The organism is Haloferax elongans ATCC BAA-1513, assembly GCF_000336755.1.
Taxonomy (GTDB): Archaea; Halobacteriota; Halobacteria; order Halobacteriales; family Haloferacaceae; genus Haloferax; species Haloferax elongans.
On the sequence record NZ_AOLK01000012.1, the window covers coordinates 63,622 to 80,863 of the forward strand.

At 62.7% G+C, this 17,242-nt stretch carries 21 protein-coding genes; 7 read left to right on the plus strand and 14 right to left on the minus strand.

Features of this window, described 5'->3' with window-relative positions; genetic code table 11:
- Positions 1 to 40: 40 nt before the first annotated feature.
- From C453_RS05705 to C453_RS05715, 4 genes are all read right to left on the minus strand, one after another.
- The gene (locus C453_RS05705; RefSeq protein WP_008323252.1) at positions 41 to 850 is read right to left on the minus strand and encodes an endonuclease V; all 810 of its coding nucleotides are present in this window, start codon (positions 848 to 850) and stop codon (positions 41 to 43) included.
- Between the two features lies 1 nt (position 851).
- The gene (locus tag C453_RS05710; protein ID WP_008323253.1) at positions 852 to 1,775 is read right to left on the minus strand and encodes a rhomboid family intramembrane serine protease; all 924 of its coding nucleotides are present in this window, start codon (positions 1,773 to 1,775) and stop codon (positions 852 to 854) included.
- A gap of 127 nt (positions 1,776 to 1,902) precedes the next feature.
- Positions 1,903 to 2,025 (minus strand): hypothetical protein, encoded by a 123-nt coding sequence (locus C453_RS20800; RefSeq protein ID WP_258303422.1) that lies wholly within the window; start codon positions 2,023 to 2,025, stop codon positions 1,903 to 1,905.
- Between the two features lie 173 nt (positions 2,026 to 2,198).
- The gene (locus C453_RS05715; RefSeq protein WP_008323255.1) at positions 2,199 to 2,732 is read right to left on the minus strand and encodes an inorganic diphosphatase; all 534 of its coding nucleotides are present in this window, start codon (positions 2,730 to 2,732) and stop codon (positions 2,199 to 2,201) included.
- A 391-nt stretch (positions 2,733 to 3,123) separates the two neighbouring features.
- On the opposite strand from C453_RS05715, the gene C453_RS05720 reads away from it, so the two are divergent.
- Entirely contained in the window at positions 3,124 to 3,483 is a 360-nt protein-coding gene (locus C453_RS05720; protein ID WP_007545115.1) for a PadR family transcriptional regulator, read from the plus strand.
- 20 nt (positions 3,484 to 3,503) lie between these two features.
- On the opposite strand, the gene C453_RS05725 is transcribed toward C453_RS05720, so the two are convergent.
- Together C453_RS05725 and rnhA are read right to left on the minus strand one after the other, a co-directional pair.
- Complete coding sequence (locus C453_RS05725; protein WP_008323256.1) at positions 3,504 to 4,067, minus strand: DUF7108 family protein; 564 nt, start codon at positions 4,065 to 4,067, stop codon at positions 3,504 to 3,506.
- The gene (rnhA, locus tag C453_RS05730) at positions 4,060 to 4,653 is read right to left on the minus strand and encodes a ribonuclease HI (RefSeq protein WP_008323257.1); all 594 of its coding nucleotides are present in this window, start codon (positions 4,651 to 4,653) and stop codon (positions 4,060 to 4,062) included. Before rnhA ends, C453_RS05725 begins: the two co-directional genes overlap by 8 nt.
- 119 nt (positions 4,654 to 4,772) lie before the next feature.
- Between rnhA and C453_RS05735 the strand changes: the two genes are divergently transcribed.
- The 3 genes from C453_RS05735 (at position 4,773) to C453_RS20365 (ending at position 7,359) form a co-directional block, all read left to right on the plus strand.
- Complete coding sequence (locus C453_RS05735; protein WP_008323258.1) at positions 4,773 to 5,750, plus strand: transcription initiation factor IIB; 978 nt, start codon at positions 4,773 to 4,775, stop codon at positions 5,748 to 5,750.
- Positions 5,751 to 5,838: 88 nt separating this feature from the next.
- Positions 5,839 to 7,101: a DNA repair protein NreA gene (gene nreA, locus C453_RS05740; RefSeq protein WP_008323259.1), complete on the plus strand. Its 1,263-nt coding sequence runs from the start codon at positions 5,839 to 5,841 to the stop codon at positions 7,099 to 7,101.
- A gap of 84 nt (positions 7,102 to 7,185) precedes the next feature.
- Entirely contained in the window at positions 7,186 to 7,359 is a 174-nt protein-coding gene (locus tag C453_RS20365; protein WP_008323260.1) for a hypothetical protein, read from the plus strand.
- A 24-nt stretch (positions 7,360 to 7,383) separates the two neighbouring features.
- Here the strand turns inward: C453_RS20365 and C453_RS05745 are convergent, their stop codons facing one another.
- Genes C453_RS05745 through C453_RS05760 form a run of 4 tightly spaced genes read right to left on the minus strand, consistent with a single transcriptional unit; the run spans position 7,384 to position 9,442 of the window.
- A complete protein-coding gene (locus C453_RS05745; protein ID WP_008323261.1) occupies positions 7,384 to 7,839 on the minus strand; it encodes a DUF302 domain-containing protein in 456 nt (151 codons plus the stop codon).
- Positions 7,840 to 7,896: 57 nt separating this feature from the next.
- Positions 7,897 to 8,490, minus strand: a complete 594-nt coding sequence (locus C453_RS05750) for a GrpB family protein (RefSeq protein ID WP_008323262.1) — start codon at positions 8,488 to 8,490, stop codon at positions 7,897 to 7,899.
- Complete coding sequence (locus C453_RS05755) at positions 8,487 to 9,158, minus strand: CPBP family glutamic-type intramembrane protease (protein ID WP_008323263.1); 672 nt, start codon at positions 9,156 to 9,158, stop codon at positions 8,487 to 8,489. The genes C453_RS05750 and C453_RS05755 overlap by 4 nt, the downstream gene beginning before the upstream one ends.
- Positions 9,159 to 9,160: 2 nt before the next feature.
- Positions 9,161 to 9,442, minus strand: a complete 282-nt coding sequence (locus tag C453_RS05760; protein ID WP_007545131.1) for a DUF5789 family protein — start codon at positions 9,440 to 9,442, stop codon at positions 9,161 to 9,163.
- Positions 9,443 to 9,588: 146 nt separating this feature from the next.
- Between C453_RS05760 and C453_RS05765 the strand changes: the two genes are divergently transcribed.
- Positions 9,589 to 10,665, plus strand: coding sequence for a DUF7139 domain-containing protein (locus C453_RS05765; protein WP_008323264.1), 1,077 nt, complete (start codon positions 9,589 to 9,591; stop codon positions 10,663 to 10,665).
- 55 nt (positions 10,666 to 10,720) lie between these two features.
- Here the strand turns inward: C453_RS05765 and C453_RS05770 are convergent, their stop codons facing one another.
- Genes C453_RS05770 through C453_RS05780 form a run of 3 tightly spaced genes read right to left on the minus strand, consistent with a single transcriptional unit; the run spans position 10,721 to position 13,454 of the window.
- Positions 10,721 to 11,272, minus strand: coding sequence for a Mut7-C RNAse domain-containing protein (locus C453_RS05770; RefSeq protein WP_008323265.1), 552 nt, complete (start codon positions 11,270 to 11,272; stop codon positions 10,721 to 10,723).
- Positions 11,269 to 13,017: a DNA polymerase/3'-5' exonuclease PolX gene (gene polX / locus C453_RS05775; protein ID WP_008323266.1), complete on the minus strand. Its 1,749-nt coding sequence runs from the start codon at positions 13,015 to 13,017 to the stop codon at positions 11,269 to 11,271. Before polX ends, C453_RS05770 begins: the two co-directional genes overlap by 4 nt.
- Positions 13,014 to 13,454 (minus strand): DUF5788 family protein, encoded by a 441-nt coding sequence (locus C453_RS05780; protein ID WP_008323267.1) that lies wholly within the window; start codon positions 13,452 to 13,454, stop codon positions 13,014 to 13,016. The genes polX and C453_RS05780 overlap by 4 nt, the downstream gene beginning before the upstream one ends.
- 151 nt (positions 13,455 to 13,605) lie before the next feature.
- Here C453_RS05780 and C453_RS05785 point away from each other — a divergent pair, with 151 nt between their 5' ends.
- Positions 13,606 to 14,454 (plus strand): hypothetical protein, encoded by an 849-nt coding sequence (locus C453_RS05785; RefSeq protein WP_008323268.1) that lies wholly within the window; start codon positions 13,606 to 13,608, stop codon positions 14,452 to 14,454.
- A gap of 176 nt (positions 14,455 to 14,630) precedes the next feature.
- The gene (locus C453_RS05790; RefSeq protein ID WP_008323269.1) at positions 14,631 to 15,980 is read left to right on the plus strand and encodes an alkaline phosphatase family protein; all 1,350 of its coding nucleotides are present in this window, start codon (positions 14,631 to 14,633) and stop codon (positions 15,978 to 15,980) included.
- 92 nt (positions 15,981 to 16,072) lie between these two features.
- Here the strand turns inward: C453_RS05790 and C453_RS05795 are convergent, their stop codons facing one another.
- A complete protein-coding gene (locus C453_RS05795; protein ID WP_008323270.1) occupies positions 16,073 to 17,155 on the minus strand; it encodes a tubulin/FtsZ family protein in 1,083 nt (360 codons plus the stop codon).
- Between the last annotated feature and the right edge of the window lie 87 nt (positions 17,156 to 17,242).

A 17,242-nucleotide genomic window follows, 5' to 3' on the forward strand; every position in this document is an offset into this window, starting at 1 on the left:
TGTTAAGTGTACGCGGTTCGCCACGAGAACATCCCCGAACTCACTCGTACTGTGCTTTCACTTCGTCGGCGTAGGCGTCCGCGAGGCGCGTTGGCTCGGGGAGTTTGTAGTCGCCGCCGAGTCGTGAGACGAGGTCGACGGTCGTCTCCGGCGACAGGCGATGGCCGGGACTGACGTACAGTGGGTTGACGATGGGCTGTGAGTCGTACTGCCGCGATTGGAACGCGTACCCGATGACGGTTTCCGGCGTGGCAGGGTGGCCACCGACCGCATCGACAGCGTCGTCGGCGCGGATTGGCGTGTTCCATCCTTTTGGGTGTCCGTCCACGTCTTCGTCGGGGGTGCCACAGAGGAGCGACTTGGCGACGCCGATGCTCGGCACGTCGCAGACGACGCCCACGTGAGTCGCCAGTCCGGCCTGCCGGAAGTGGATGCGCCCGGAGCCGTCGAAGACGAGGAGGTCCGGGTCGTGTTCGAGTTTGGCCAGTGCGTCGAGAATAGGGCCGCCCTCGCGGAACGACAGCAGGCCGGGGATGTAGGGCAAATCGAGGTCCGATACGGCGTAAGCGCGCTCGACGACCTCGCCGCCCCGAAGGACGACGACGGCGCTCACGGCGCGGTCATCGAGGAACGCTTGGTCGATGCCAGCGATGAGGGGTGGGCCGGTGTCCGAACTTGCGTCAGTCCCCGTGAGCGTCGTGGCACCGGGGTCGTCGAGCGCGACGCTTGCCGGGTCGAATGGGAGTTCGTCTTCGAACACCGCTGCCTCGGCAACGCGGCGCTGAAGCGCCTCCATCTCGTCGCGCGAGAGGCCGGGGCGCGGTGCGAGGTCCGGGTTGGCCGGTCGCATCTTAGAAGCGGCCGCCGGGACCACCGCGACGCCCGCCACCGAGCGACATCTGGTTGGGGATATTCCGCTTTCCATTCACGCGCTGGCCGTACGCGAGGCCGATGACGAGGCCGACGAGGTGGGCGAAGTGTGCGACGTTGCCCTGTCCGACCGACGCGGCAGAGTTGGGCGAGAGGAAGAACACGACCGAGAGAGCCGCGAAGCCGAAGGTAAACAGCCACAGCGGGATTGGAATCACGAAGTACAGGTAAATTCGAAGCCCGGGGTTCAGGACCGTGAGAACCCCGAGGATGGCGAAGACGGCACCTGACGCGCCGAGGACCGACGTGGTGACACCCGGCGTGAGGACGAAGCTACTCCCGATGTGCGCGAGTCCTGCGGCCATTCCGGCGATGACGAACAGAGCGGTGAACTTCCGCGACCCGATGTAGCGTTCGACTGGCGGGCCGAAGAAGTACAGGACGATGCTGTTGCCGACGATGTGGAAGAACGATATTGGGCTGTGTGAGAACACCGAGGTGACCCAAGTCCAGACGAAGAGTGGGTTCTCCGTACTCAGCGTAAACAGCGCGCTGAACGTCCCGCGGGGGAAGATGCCAGCCTGCGTTCCGAGGATGACGGCCCACTCCAGCGCGAACATAATCCACATGACCCCGAGGAAGACGTAGGCCATATTCCCGCGGAAGTATCCAAGTAACCCGCCCGTGCTGGTGAGCGAGTCGACAAGACCGCTCGCGCGGCCACGCTGTGAACTCACCGAGTCGTCGAAGTCACTTTCGAAGACACCGGACGGGTCGTCCCAGTTCGAAAGCCCCGGACACTCGTGATTCTCCGGAAGGCGGTGTTCCGAACAGAACGTCCCGCCACATCGAGAACAGCGGTACGGCAAGTTCTCGTGCCGACCGCACTCGTCGCAGGTAGCCATTAGTGACGACTTGCAGCGGCGAGATAAAAAGGGGTTGCCTCCTGCGCGTCGATGTCACACACCTTTCGTGGGCGACGCAGACCGGCGCAACCGCTCAAATTGCGGGTGTCCAGAGAAAACAGATGGTTTACTCGTCGTCGGACGACGCTTCGTCGGCGTCTCCGTTCTCCGCGGATGCGGGCGTGAAGTTCGTCGGAACGACGGTCGTGTGGTGGAGACCGAGGCGGGGTTGTTTGGCTGCCATTCTCATCAGTTGCTACCCGTCGAAGTGACTAATAATTACCCATGCGCATAATTCATCCCCTCGTGGGGGTCCGATAACCGGTGTGTATGTTCGGTGACGACGGCTGTCGATTTCGTCGGGGGACGGTGAGAACGCAGTCGCTCTCGGTTTCGCGGTCGAAAAAATAACTCGGGAGTCGCTTACGCGAAGTTCTCTTCGTAGAGGTCCATCGCGTGTTCGATGGCGTCCTTCGCGGCCTGCTTGTCTTCCCAACCGAGGGTCTCGACTTCCTTGCCCGCTTCGAGGTTCTTGTACGTCGCGAAGAACTCGTCAATCTCGTCGAGCGTCTGCTGCGGGATGTCTTCGAGGTCTTCGATGTGGTCGTAGCGTGGGTCCTCGGTGGGGACGGCGATGACCTTGTCGTCCTGCTCGCCGTCGTCGTCCATCTTCATGAGGGCGACGGGACGGGCTTCGATGACACAGCCCGGGAACGTCTGGTCTTCGACGAGGACGAGCACGTCGAAGGGGTCTTCGTCGTCGTAGTACGTCCGCGGCATGAAGCCGTAGTCCGACGGGTAGTGGACGTTGGAGTGGAGCACGCGGTCGAGGACGACGCCAGGGATGTCCTTGTCGTACTCGTACTTGTTGCGCTCGCCTTTGAGGCACTCGACAACTGCGTAGATTTCGTCCGGCGCGTTCGGGCCGGTCTCCATATCTTCCCAGAGGTTCACCATATCGAACCCATCCGCGATACGAGCAAAAGTCCTTTCGGCATCGGTCGCCGGTGACATAATTGCACGACTGATGCCACACCCGCACTAGGTGTGTCAGGAACTAACAAGGCTAATTTTGTAGAGAAAGTACTGTTCTAGACGTATCCAGAATCAGAGGTGTTCTTGAGATATTATCTGGGTGCCACACACAACAGCATCCAAGTATTCTTTGGGGAATGTCGAGAGCATACCACCTATCTTGGCGAAATATATACCACCGAGTGGTTTTACAGTATAATAACCGATTCACTAGGTTTCCACCCTGATTTTGCCGGTGCTATGCCTATTATCACATTGGAAAAAAGGCCCTGCGTTGACAAAGTTTAAATAGATAGGTGACATTTCCACATCCATGTCAGAGGCACAAACAATTGGCAACGAATCTGGCGCGGCTCGCGACCTTACCGCGTTCCAGCAGAACATCCTCGTCATCCTGGCCGAGGAACCGATGTACGGTCTGGCAATCAAGCGTCACCTCGAGACGTACTACGGCACCGAAGTGAACCACGGGCGCCTGTACCCCAACCTCGACGACCTCGTCGAGATGGGTCTCGTCGAGAAAAGCGAACTCGACAAGCGTACCAACCAGTACGAACTGACCGAAGACGGCCTCCAGGCCGTTCTCGACCGCTTCGACTGGATGTTCGCGAAGTTCGTCACCGACGACGAACGCGCCGAGAAGGTCATCGAACGCGTAAACGCCAAGCTGTAATCTGGCATACACCGGGCTCGTTAGTTGTACTCGGGCACTTCGGCGCCTGCGGCGTCGAAGAGCAACTGTAACGACTCGGGAAGCAACGACCGTTGTTCATCGGTCGGCCACGCATTGCGTGGATAATATTCTTCGACGAACTCACGAACTTCGGGAGCGCCTGCTGTCTCGATTCGTCGGACGTAGTGGTTTCCGAGGAAGTCTGCGAACGCACGGGCGTTCGCCGCGTGGATTGGACCATGTTCCTCCGCGACCGACTCGACGAGTTCGGCGTTGTGCGACTCGACTGCGCTCCACTCGTGGTCTTCGCCTGTTCCGCGAAGCGGCCGTTCGATGCCGCGGTCGACGTTGTCGATTTGGTCCGGGTGGACGAGTCCGTCCTCGTCAATCCACGACTCTGGATGCAACACGAGTACGTCGTCTTCTTCGCGGACTCGCGCGGTGAAGCCGTGCGGTTCGACGAGTTCGTCGCGCGCCGACTGGTACGTCGCACGCTCGTCGGGGTCGACGGCGTCGCGTGCGAGCCTCGTCAACCGCTCGGCCTCCTGTTGCACGTCTTCCGGGATATCGTCTGACTCAGGCATTGTCGAGCGCCTCGTTGGCCAAGGAGTCGGCGTGGTCGTTTATCTCTCGCGGTACGTGTTCGAGCGACCAGCGGTCGAACCGGTCGAGGAGTTCGCGCACCGTCACGCGGTGTTCGCGCAGTCCGGGGTCGTTCGTCTTCCACTCGCCGCGCACCTGCTTGACGATGAGTTGCGAGTCGCCTCGGACGTCGACTTCGTCGTACCCGTACTCGGCCGCGGCGGTGAGCGCCTCGACGAGTGCCTCGTACTCCGCGCGGTTGTTCGTCGTCTTTCCGATTCGCTTCGACCCCTCGGCGACGATACCGTCGCTGGTGACGATAACCCACCCAATCGCCGCGGGACCGGGATTCCCCCGGCTCGCTCCGTCGAAGTAGACGTGTGCACGGCCACCACCGGGTTCCAAGAGAGGCAAGATGTCCGTCGGTGACCCGCCTTGCACGACGACTTTTCCGTCGTAGGCGACCGCGGTCGCATCGCCGCGTTCGGCTCGCCACCGCTCGTGGTCGGTATTTCCGGGAGTAACGGTCACACCCGCCTCTTCGAGCCGTCGTCGCGCTTCGTCGGAGTCACACTCGACCGTCGGCATATCCACACCTCGCCGGTGGGAGGGTAAAGTCGGTTCGTTCGCTCCTCTATAGATTTCTGGAAACTATCCTCTCCCGGGATAAGTTTGAAGTGGAAAGCTCCAGACAGTATATAAATGCGATGAAACGGCCCACCCGCCAGCGGGAGCGCGAGCACGAACGGACTCGATGGGGAGACGAGTCAGCGGACGACGAAGCCGAGACGGACATCGATATCGACGATTTGGACTCCGACGAGGTCGTCCGCACGGCAGACGGTGAGTTGATCCACGAGGAGACTGGTATCGTATTGGAAGAAGACCGAATCGACCCCGGCCCGGAGTGGCGCGCGTTCAACCACTCGGAGCGGCAAGAGAAATCGCGCGTGGGCGCGCCGACGACCAAGACGATGCACGACAAGGGGTTGACGACGACTATCGACTGGAAGGACAAAGACGCCTACGGGCGGTCGATTTCGTCCCGAAAGCGGTCGCAGATGCATCGCCTGCGCAAGTGGCAAGAGCGGATTCGGACGAAAGACGCCGGTGAGCGTAACCTACAGTTCGCACTCAGTGAGGTCGACCGCATGGCGTCGGCGCTCGGGGTACCGCGGTCGGTCCGTGAGGTCGCGTCGGTCATCTACCGCCGCGCACTCGACGAAGACCTGATTCGCGGGCGCTCTATCGAGGGGGTCGCAACCGCCTGTCTCTACGCCGCCTGCCGGAAGGAAGGGATTCCACGCTCGCTCGAAGAGATTGCCGAGGTCTCTCGCGTCGAGCGAAAGGAGATTGGCCGCACCTATCGGTACGTCTCACAGGAACTCGGCCTGGAGATGCGTCCGGTCGACCCGAAGAAGTACGTCCCGCGATTCTCGTCGGAACTCGACCTCTCGAAGGAGGTCCAGTCGAAGGCCAACGAGATTATCGAGACGACGGCCGAGCAGGGCTTGCTCTCGGGCAAGTCACCGACCGGCTACGCCGCCGCGGCAATATACGCCGCCTCGCTCCTCTGTAACGAGAAGAAAACCCAGCGCGAAGTCGCCGACGTCGCGCAGGTGACCGAAGTCACCATCCGCAATCGCTACCAAGAACAAATCGAAGCGATGGGCATCCACACCTAAGCGGGCCGTCGTTTCGAGTTCACACACCAGACTCCATTTTCTGCGCCGTCGCCGAAGGTTCATACCGCCGGACGACTCACTTCCGGTGATGCGGCTCGACGAGTACATGGACATCGAGCGAGACGAGCGCGCCGAGCGCCGCCGCCTCGCCGAAGAGAAGTCCTACGGCATCCTCGACCACCTCGAAACGTTTCAGGACCGCTTCGAGGAGACCGTGCAGGGAGACTCGCTGTACGGTGGTGTCTCACCGTCCATCTTCGTCGGGCGCTCGAACTACCCGCGTGTCTCGACAGGTATCCTCTCGCCGGTCGGCCACGACGAGGACGCCGCCGCGTTCGAGACGAGCGCCGCGTGGTACGACGAGGGCGTGAGTATCGAAGACGTGTTCCAGCGCCGAACGTCGCTCCTAAACTCGAACCGCGGGACGAAGGTGACGAACGTCGCCGACTCGTGGGACGGCTTTCTCGGAACCCAGCGCGAAGTCGCCATCGCCGACCGACCCGTCACCGTCGAAATCGGACTCGACGGCAAACCGGACCTGAACCTCGACGCCAGCGCCGACGACGTGGCGACACCGGTCGGGCCGCGCGCCCGCGCTCGCTCGGCCGACCTCGCGGAGAATCCGCACGTCCCCAAATTGGTGAAAAAGACGCTCGAAGACGACGACTGGAACGCACAGGGCGCGATGGCGTTTCTCTACCGCCGTGGATTCGACGTGTACGACATCAACACCATCCTCTCGGCTGGGGCGCTCGGTCAGACCGAACAGCGCCGACTCGTCCCGACCCGGTGGTCTATCACCGCCGTTGACGACACTGTCGGGAAGTACATCCGCGGGCAAGTGAAGCACGCACCGTCTATCGACAGCGTAGAAATCTACCGCAACGAGTTCCTCGGCAACGCTTTCTGGGTGATTCTCGCGCCGGGTCGCTGGGAGTTCGAACTGGTGGAGATGAAAGCACCGGGGAGCGTCTGGAACCCCGACCCGCAGGCAGGCATGTACCTCGCCGCCGACAGCGAGGGCTACGAAGGTCGGTCCGGATACGTCGACGAGACGGCCGGCGCGTACCACGCCTCACGGCTCGGAGTGCTCGAACACCTTCACGACCGGGGCCGACAGGCGAAGGCAATCGTCCTGCGACACGTCTCCGACGAGTACTGGGGGCCGGTCGGCGTCTGGCAGGTCCGCGAGTCCGTCCGCAACGCCTTCGACGGCGAGAAAGCAGAGGCCGAGACGTTCGGCGACGCCGTGCGCGACGTGACGGAGTACCTTCCTATCTCGCTGGCCGACCTCAAGCGAAAGTCGACGATGGCGGCCGGGTTGCAGACGAACATCTTCGACTTCGGCTGAACGGCGGCCGTCGCCGCCGGGTGAGCGAGCGACTTCGACTTCGGCCGAGTGAAGTATTTTGACAGCCGAGTGGGAAATTAGCGTATGCTCCCGTTACAGGTACCCGGCGGTCCAGAACTGCTCATTATCTTCCTCCTATACGCCGTCGTCGGCCTCCTGCCGGTCGTCGCGGCAGTCGTCGGCATCTATCTCCTCTACAAGATTCGCGGCGATATCGAGCGAATCGCTGATGCGCTCGAAGAACTAGACTCGGTGTAAGCAACGGTGTCGGCGACGCGGTCCTTACGCCTCGACAGCGTCGAGATTGGCGAGTGCCGCGTCGACGAGTTCGCCCGTGTCGGCGACGATATCGGCCATCTCCTCGTCGTCGGGGGCGATACCGACGAGGCGAGCGATGCGCATGATGCTCACGTGGTAGACGACCTGCGTGCCGGGTTCTTCCTCCCAGATGACCACGTTACAGGGGAAGAGCGCGCCGAGTTGGTTGTCGCTGGCGTCGAGGGCGCGGTCGGCCATCGTGGGGTTGCACGCGCCGAGCACGTAGTACGGGTCGCGGTCGGCGTCGACCTTTTCGTTGAGTAGCTCTGAAGGCGAAAATTCGGTAGCGACACCGAACCCGGCGTCCGTGAAGGCCTCGCGGACGTGCTCGATTGCCGCCTCGTGTTCCATGTCCAGAACGACGCTCTCCTCGCCGATGTCCTCCGGTTTGATGGCTGTCGGGTCGATTGGGAGTGTCATGGATTCCCTTTCACGCCCCGGCGTGGAAAAGCTACCTGTATTGTGCAGTTCGCGCACTCACTGGCCGGAGTGGTTCTGCTCGTCCACCACGGTGTCCGTCCCGTCGAGGACTGACTGCACGAACGACGACTTCGCTTCGGTGTAGACGTCGCGCTCGTCCGGGTGCACCGACGCGAGGCCGCGTTTCAGTTCCTCGTACGCTGCGGCGAGTGGCTGGTTTTCCCGGAGTGCATCGCGGAACGCGACCTGCTCGCGGTGGCAGTCGCTTCCGCGTTCGGTCACGGAGAGGTAGTGCGTCCGGCACGACGGCGGCCCGCGGGCGAAGAACCGCCGGTCTGGAACGTCGTCGTTCGGGCGCTCTTCGTAGCCCGCATCGGCGAGGACGCGAGCAACGTCCTCAGTCGCGTCGAGGTCGGAGACGAGAACGAGCATATCGACGATTGGCTTGGCGGCGAGTCCTGGAACCGAGGTGCTGCCGACGTGCTCGAAGCCGAGGACGCTCTCGCCGAGTCGCGGGCGGAGTCGAGCGACTTCGGATTCGTACGCCTCGCGCCACGCAGGGTCGTACTCGACGAGTTCGACTGTTCCGCGGGCGAGGCCGAGATGGGGGTGTGTCTCGGAGGAGTTGTCGCTATTTTCGTCTCGGGTCATATCGGTATCGGGAGCCACTGAAGCGCCGCGACGACCTTCTCCGGGGGGAAAATCGGCGGGTGGAGCACCAACCAGTCGAGGAGGATGAGTCCGAACCCGTGGGCGACGATAGAGGGGAGAATCGAGTTGCTCTCGTAGTCCACGAGACCGAACAGCACGTCCGTCGGAGCCGACAGGAGAAGCTCTATCGGGGGCTTACCGACGTGGTGGAACGCATAGAGGATGGGACTGATGAGCGCGCTCTTGCGGCCGATGTCGCGGACGCCGACACAGAGCAAGCCGCGATAGTACGTCTCGGCGGCGACGACGATGAGGAGTTGCTGTGCAGCGTGCGGCAGGAACTCCGCGAGCGCCGTCGAGGTGTGCCACATCGGGTAGTACGTCCGAATCGACGGCAGTGACGACCCGACGAGATAGAACGGAAGGACGAACAACGCGAGGAGGACCGTGTTTCGAAGCGCGGTTCGGTCCACTGTCCAACCGAGGTTGCGGCCGTGCGACACGGCGAGCGCGCCGGGAAGGAGAATAAAGAGCAGCGCGTCGTGGACCGCACGGTACGTGAGGTCACCGCCGGGTATCGGCCAGAGACTCCATGCGGCCCCGATGACGCCCCCGGCGAGGAGGGCGCGATGGAGCCACGGAAGTCGCGCGAACCGGCGGCGAAGCACCGTTATTCGGTTGCGACCGGTTCCCGACCGACGATGTCGAGCACGTCCTCGACGAACGTCTGGCGGGTGTCGAAGTACGTCTCGTCAGCGTCTTCGAGTATCGCTTCGAGGGTCTGGGGACCGGACGGCGTGCGGATGACCGCGTCGCCTTCTTTGTTCAGGATGCTGCTCTTTTCTTGGGGCCACGTCAGCCGAGAGGCGACGCGTGCGAGCGGCGCTCCTTCGACGGATTCGCCCTCACCCAGTTCGACCACAGGTTCCTCGTCTGCTTCCTCGTCAGCCATGGGCGACGGTTGGCTACCGCGCATGATAATCCCTTCGAGATTCGCATCGATTCGGCGTCACCGCCGAAATCAATAGCCCGCTACGTGTCGGGGAACAGACAATCGTCTGACGCATCGTTTTAGGGACTCGTTCCATATACGGTCTCATGACCAGTCTTTCGGAGGCGTATCACGGTGGCCGTGGTGGCCCGAGTCTCCGACGGCTCTCCCTGGGGTTCGGGGTGTTCCTCTCCGGCGCGTTGCTCGTCATCGCGGGCATCGTAGTCGCCACGACTGACGTGTACACGTCGGGTGGCGCGACGCTCGGCGAAGCACGGGAACTCGGGGGCATCCTCGGTGGTGTGGGTGTGCCCGCCGTCTTCCTCGGCGTGTTCACCGTCCTCCCCGCCAGCCGTCGGACCCGTGCTGCTGCCATCATCGGCGCGAGCATCGCCATCCTCGGGGTCGCGCTCTTCTCGCACGCGTACCCGTGTCAGTGGTCGGGTGCCACCTGCGGCGAGGGGCTCAGAGACCTGACACTGGAGACCGTCGGCGTCTACTTCTTCGGCGCCATCACGACCTTCTGGTGTCTGTTCGTCGGTGTCGCCAACTTCAAGACGCGGAACGACCCCGGCGGCACCGCGACGGTCCAGGTGACAAAGAAGGGTGAGACGCGCGTCGTCGAAGTCGAAAAACGCGTTCGCGGAGGACTCGGCGGCATCGGCTTCCTCGGCGGCACGCCCGACGGCGACGTCGATACCCAAACCAACGCACAGTCGCAACAGAACCAGCAGCCCTCGAACTCGCAGTCGAATTCGTTCGGGGCGACGACGACCGGAGCCACCGACGGCGGCGCATCGACTCAGGAAATCTCGTCTCCGCTCGACGGCCAGCGCCAAGCCCAGAACCAGAGTCAGAACCAAACTCAGAGTCAGAACCAAACACGGAATCCGAACCAAACTCAGAGGCCGAGCCAAACCCAGAGCCCATCTGGGCCGACGACCGCGAGCGCCAGTGCCTCGTCGCCCTCACAGGGTCAGAACATGCAGGCCTCGGACGCCTCCGAACATCCCGCCGCAGACCGCCCGGAGAACGCGACGGTCGGCGACCGCTACTGTGGTAACTGCGCGTACTTCGAATACGTCCGCACTTCTGACGGACTCAAACCCTACTGCGCAATCCACGACGAGATGATGCAGGACATGGAAGCCTGCGACGCGTGGTTCCCGCGCGGGCGTCAGTAGAACGACGCCGGACCCGTTCTCACGACTCTTTCTTCTCGACTGGGCGGTTCACTTCTCACAATTCGTTCAACCTCGACTCGACGTCTCGCCAGTGACTTCCGCGCCAGAACACCTGTCCGCAGTCGCGACAGCGCCACAACCTCGTCTCCCCGTCGCTCGGGGCGTATTCGGGAATCGGCGCGTCGTCGCCGAGTTCTTCGACAGGCCCGTTGCAGACGCCGCAGCGGGTTGGTTCCTCGTCCAGCGCGATGTCGAAGCCGACCGATTCGAGTTCGCGTAACTGGTGGAGTGGGCGTTTCGACGCCACCAGAACGCTTCTGGACGCTCGTTCGGCCAGCGACACGTCGCGCGTGAGGAGCACCCGAGATTCCTCGGCGGCGCGGTCGAGAAGGGTCGAATCGCCCGGGTCGGTGTCGTGTTCGTCGAGCGCGTAAGCCGTGTCGTACCCGCACATCCGCAGGTAGGTGGCAAGCTTGCCGAGCATCACGTCCAGAAGGAATCTCGTTTTGTCTGGGCACCCACCCTCGATACCCGAGGCGATGGTCCCCGGATGGTCAGGTCCGACCTCGTCGCTGCCGGTAGCGGTGGTCTCGCGCTCGTCGGTCACTGCACGAAGTCTCGAAGTTCCTCCACCGGGCGGGCGTTCAGCACATCCGCCGTTTCGACCCATCCGCGTCGGGCGGTGTGAACCCCGTACCGGACGTGGTCGAGTTCGGCGGGCCGGTGTGCGTCGGTGTTGATGGCGATTGTCGCGCCCGCCTCGGCAGCGATTTTGAGCGCTTCGCCGTTCAAGTCGAGTCGGTACGGACTCGCGTTGAGTTCGAGTGCAACGTCGTTTTCGACGGCCGCCTCGGCGATTCGTTCGTAATCGAGCGGAAGCCCGGGACGCTGGTTGATGAGGCGGCCGGTCGGGTGGCCGAGGATATCGACCGCGGGGTGTTCAATCGCACGTACGAGCCGTTCGGTTGCTGTCTCGCGGTCTTGGTCGAGCGCGCTGTGGGGCGAGGCGACGACCACGTCCAGTTGGTCGAGCACGTCGTCCGCGACGGAGATACCGCCCTCGGCGTCGATGTTCGCTTCGACACCGTGGAAGACTGCGATATCGGCGTCTTCCGCGACGCGTCTGACTTCCTCGGCCTGTTCGAGTAACTCGTCGTCTTCGACGCCGACGCCACCGACCATGCCGGGGCCGGTCGCGTGGTCGGAGACGACGTGGTACTCGTAGCCGCGTTCTTCGGCCGCGGCGACCATCTCGGCGATGGTGTTGTCGCCGTCGGACCACTCGGTGTGGGTGTGGAGGTCGCCGCGAACGTCGCCTTCTTCGAGGAGACTCGGGAGTTCTCCGTCGGTCGCGGCCTCTATCTCGCCCGTGTCTTCGCGCATCTCGGGCGGAACGAGCGGTACGTCGAGCGCGGCGTACATCGACTCCTCGGTGTCGCCCCCGACTCGCTCACCGACGCGGGGGCCGTCGTCGGCGTCGGAGACAGCTGAGATGTCGAACATCCCGTACTCGTTCATCTTGAGGCCGCGGTCGATGGCGATGTTGCGGAGGTGGACGTTGTGGTCCTTGCTCCCGGTGAAGTACTGGAGGGCGGCCCCGTACTCGTCGGGGTCGACGACGCGGAGGTCGACCCGCATCGCGTTCACCCGGATGCTCGCCTTCTGCTCGCCCGCTTCGATGATGTCGCCGGTGAGTTCGAAGTCGACGAAGGAGTCGATGACCGATTGGGGGTGGTCGCTCGCGACAAGGATGTCGATGTCGCCGACCGTCTCGCGCCAGCGACGCATCGACCCGGCGGGTTCGGCCCGCTCGACGGCGTTGTTCTCGCTGAGATAGGCCAGCAGGTCGTCGGCAACGGGGCGCGCCTTTCCGAGGAGTTCTCGGCCGGTCGATTTGCGGGCGAAGTCGATGCCGTCGAGGATGTTCTGCTCGGTCTTTGCGCCGAAGCCTTTGACCTCCTGAATCTCTCCGTCGCGGGCGGCAGCTTCCAACTCGTCGAGGTCGGTGATGCCGAGCGCTTCGTAGAGCGTGCCGACTGTCTTGGGGCCGACACCCTCGACGCTCGTCAGCCCGGCCATGTCCACGGGCAACTCGTCTCGGAGGTCGTCTAACTCCTCGATGTGGCCCGTCTCGAAGTACTCGACAATCTTCGAGGAGATGGCGTCGCCGACGCGGTCGATTGTTTGAACCGCGTCTTCGCCTTCGGCGGCGAGGTCTTCGATGGGCTTTGGATGCTCGCGGATGTTCTCCGCTGCGCGACGGTAACTCGACGGTTTGTACTCGACGCCCGTCGCGTCGAGGCGGTCTGCGAACTCTTCGAGGAGTGTCGCAATCTCGTCGTTCCGGCTCATCGACCGCCTCGCTTACTTGCGCCTCCCTCGCGGCCGAGCGCCTTCTTCAGGAAGCTCATCCAGCGCTTTTGATCGGCCGCGTTCTGAAGTTTCGACTCCTGTTCGAGGTCGACCGGGCGGAGTTGTTCGAGCGCGTTCAACGCTCGGTCGATGCCGACGATGTCGTCGATGAGACGACGGCCCTCCTCGTAGCTCACCTCGTTGTCCTCGATAGGCTGGAGACGCTCCAGTCGCTCCCGCCGGAGGTTCCGCTTCGCTTGGTCGACGCGCTCGCGTTCACCTGCAGGGATGGTGTCTCGACGCTTGATTTCGAAGACGAACTCCCGGAGGTCTATCATCTCACCCTGTATCTCGATGGTCTCGGGAATCTGTACGCCTACCGTCGCGCCCTCCCGATTGACGCGTTCTAACAGTTGCTTGCGCTCGAACTCCTTCACGACCTGACCTTGCCGTGCGTGGCACTTCGCTCCTTCGCCGCCACCCTCACAGCGTCAGTCGAGTACTCACCATTGTTCAACTGTTTGCCAGACTGTCTGTAATTGCTGAAAAATGGTTATGCGGCGCTCCGTTGTATTATCAACACGAATCATGTCTGGTGAGACTATTAACGGGGGAGAGGCATCGGACGATGAAACGCCGATGACGTTCGCTCGGGCACGCCTCTATACGTTCTATCTTCTCGCGCTCGTGACGCTCGGAATGGCGGCCGCGTTCGTCGTTGAACTGCTGTCGTACTCGATAGTTGGGTGGGGTGCAGGCGGCGAAGAACTCGGGATACATCGCCTGCACATCATGGTCATCGCCTCGACAGTCTGGATAATCATCCTCGGCGTCGCGACGCAACTGTACCGCCCGCTGAAGCGTGTGGCACTGATGCAAATCGCGTTCGTCGTGACGACGCTCGTCCTCGCCGGGACGATTATCGGAAACGGTCCGGTCGAAGAGGTCGTGCCGTTCTTCGTGCTGACCGGTCTGATGACGCTGTTCCACCCGGCGGGACGCGACATCCTCTCGGTCGGCGATGAATACAGTCCGGCACTGCTCGGCCTCGTCGCCGTCGCATCGGTTCCCGTGTTGGCCTACGCAGTGAACCAGTTCGGGCTTCAGAGCACCGGCGACAGCCACGCCATGATGGGCCACTACATGGAGATGGCGGTCATGTCCATCGTGCTGCTCTTGACGGGGCTTGTCGCCGCCGCGGGCGCACCCGGCCACCGCATCGTCGCGTGGTTCTCTGCGGGTCTCGCGGTCTACTTCGGCGCGCTCTCGCTGACGTTCCCGGCGCAAGCGTCGAGTATCGATGCCGTCTGGGCTGTTGCACTCGTTGCGTGGGGGGTGGCGTTCGTCGCTACGAGCGAACTCCGCGTGAGCGGTCGGACCTCACTCGCACAGGAACGGCCGCTGACGGTGCCGGGGAGCCCTCGGACGCCAGAGTAGCACAGACGAGCAGTCGTTTCGGAGAGACTCCCTTCGCTCGGCGATTTCTCGGCATGTTTCTCTTCGCCCGGCGAAACTCGCCGCAGTCTCGGTCGGCACACGGAGTCCGTCGTATATCGCCGCAAACGCGCGTGCAGAGACGAACCTTCTTATGCTTATCTTGGATATCGTGAAGTATGGGTTTGTTCGACCGACTCCGCGGTAAGGACCATCCGCGTGTCGCTTTCATCGGCATCGACGGGGTGCCCTTTAGTCTCCTCTCTGACCACCCTGAAGAGTTCCCCAACGTCGCGGCACTGGCCGACGAAGGCGCTGCCGGAGCCATCGACAGCATCGTCCCTCCTGAATCCAGCGCGTGTTGGCCGGCGCTCACGACCGGTGTCAATCCCGGCGAGACCGGCGTGTACGGCTTCCAGGACCGCGAAGTTCGGTCGTACGACACGTACGTCCCGATGGGTCGCGACGTCCAGGCCACGCGCGTCTGGGACCGCGTCACCGACGCTGGCCGCGACGCGACTGTGATGAACGTGCCCGTGACGTTCCCACCGCAGCGAAACGTCCAGCGCATGGTCTCTGGCTTCCTCTCGCCGGGCGTCGATAAGGCGGCGTTCCCCGACGAACTCCGAGACACGCTTCAGGACATCGGCTACAAAATCGACGTCAACGCCAAACTCGGACACAAAGACGACAAGTCCGACTTCGTCGAGGACGCCCACGAGACGCTCGACAAGCGGTACGAGGCGTTCACACACTACCTCGAAAAAGACGACTGGGACCTCTTTTTCGGCGTCTTCATGACGACCGACCGCCTCAACCACTTCCTCTTCAAGGACTACGAGCGCGACGGTGAGAACAAAGACGCCTTCATGGAGTTCTATCGGAAGGTCGACGATTACATCGGCAAGATTCGTGACAGCCTTCCCGAGGACGTGACGCTCGTCGTCGCGTCCGACCACGGTTTCACGTCGCTCGACTACGAGGTCCACTGCAACACGTGGCTCGAAGAGAACGGCTGGCTTTCCTACGAAGACGACGACCACGAGGCACTCTCGGACATCGCCGAAGAGTCTCGCGCGTACTCGCTTATCCCCGGTCGCTTCTTCATCAACCTCGAAGGTCGCGAACCTCGCGGCTCCGTCCCGCAGGACGAATACGAGGCAGTCCGCGACGAATTGAAAGCCGAACTCGAAGCCCTCGAAGGCCCAGACGGCAAGAAAGTCGCAGACCGCGTCGTCGTCAAGGAAGAAGCCTTCCGCGGCGACCACGACGACATCGCACCCGACCTCGTCGTCGTCCCGAACCACGGATTCGACCTCAAGTCCGGGTTCAAGGGCCACGACGAAGTCTTCGGTGTCGGCCCGCGAAACGGGATGCACAGCTTCGACAACGCGACGCTGCTCATCGACAACCCCGACGCCGAAATCGAAGACGCCGACCTCTACGACATCGCACCGACCATCCTCGACCTGATGGAAATCGACTACGCGCGCACCGAACTCGACGGCGCGAGTCTCGTCCACCAGTAACGCGAGCGAATCGTCTCTCAGTCGAACGCGACTCCGTCGAAAACCAGTCTTTCTTTCGCCGATTCAGCTGCCGACCAGCGCGAGCACGACGCTCAGATAAGGTCGTCTATCTTGTCGTTCTGCCACATCTCACTCGGGTCCTCGCGCGTCTCGTTTTTCGCCTCGTCGATGGCCTCGCGGGCGCGCTCCATGAACGACTCGACGCGGTCAGAGCGCTCGACGCCGCCCATGAGGACGAGTGACGCGAGTCGGTTACTTTCGAGTGGGAAGTCGCCACCGCGGACCTGTAGACTGCCGGTCTCTTCCTCGACCCACCGTCGGGCGCGCTCGACACCTTTTCGCGGAATCGAATCGGGCTTTCCGGCGACGACGACGAGCGCAGAGTCCGCGTTGCTCGCGTCCGGGAGACTCGTCCCCGTCAGGACGGCTCGACGGACGATACTCATCACGGCATTGATGTTCTCTTCTGCCTTCGGTGCCGCTTCGGCACTTGCGTAGCCAAGTGCCGCGATACCCCCGGCACGGAGGGTGTTGATAACCTCGGACGAGTCGACGACGCTCTCGCCGACGCCTTCGGTCGCCTCGCCGGAGGCGAGCAGGAGGCCGACGCGACGGGCGATAGCCTCGTTTATCGCGTCGAATCCTTCGCTCATCGACTCGCCAGACGACCGGAAGGCGTCGTTGTCGACGAGGAGGACGGCGTCTGATTCGCGGGCGACAGTCTTGAGCGACCGTCCGGCGTTCACCTGATACATCGCGCCTTCGTCCTCGCCGGGAAGGATGCCGAGGACGTAGACCGGGATGTTGTAGATTCGCTGGAGTTCCTTCGCGAGGACGGGCGCACCACCGGAACCGGACCCCCCACCGAGTCCGGCGACGATGAATATCGACTCGGCTTCGGCCGTGACACGGCCGTCGAGCGCCGAGAGTACTTCCGTCTTGTCCGCTTGCATGACTTCGGCACCGAGTTCGTTGTCGCCGCCGACGCCGTGGCCGTTGACACGGTCCTGTCCGATGAGAACCGTCTCGAACGGTAGTTGCTTGAGGTCAGCCTTTGCGGTGTTAACCCCGACTGCACCGAGGACAGCACCGAATCCCATTCGCTCGTCGAACGACTGGAGGGCCGCCGTGAGCTTCCCACCCGCTTGGCCGAGACCAATCAGGACTGTCTTCATATCCAACACCACTATTGGGTTGCTCTTCAACGTTCCCCACGCGAGTCGGCCCCCGCTCGAAAGTGAGTGACCGCTCTTCTCAAAAGT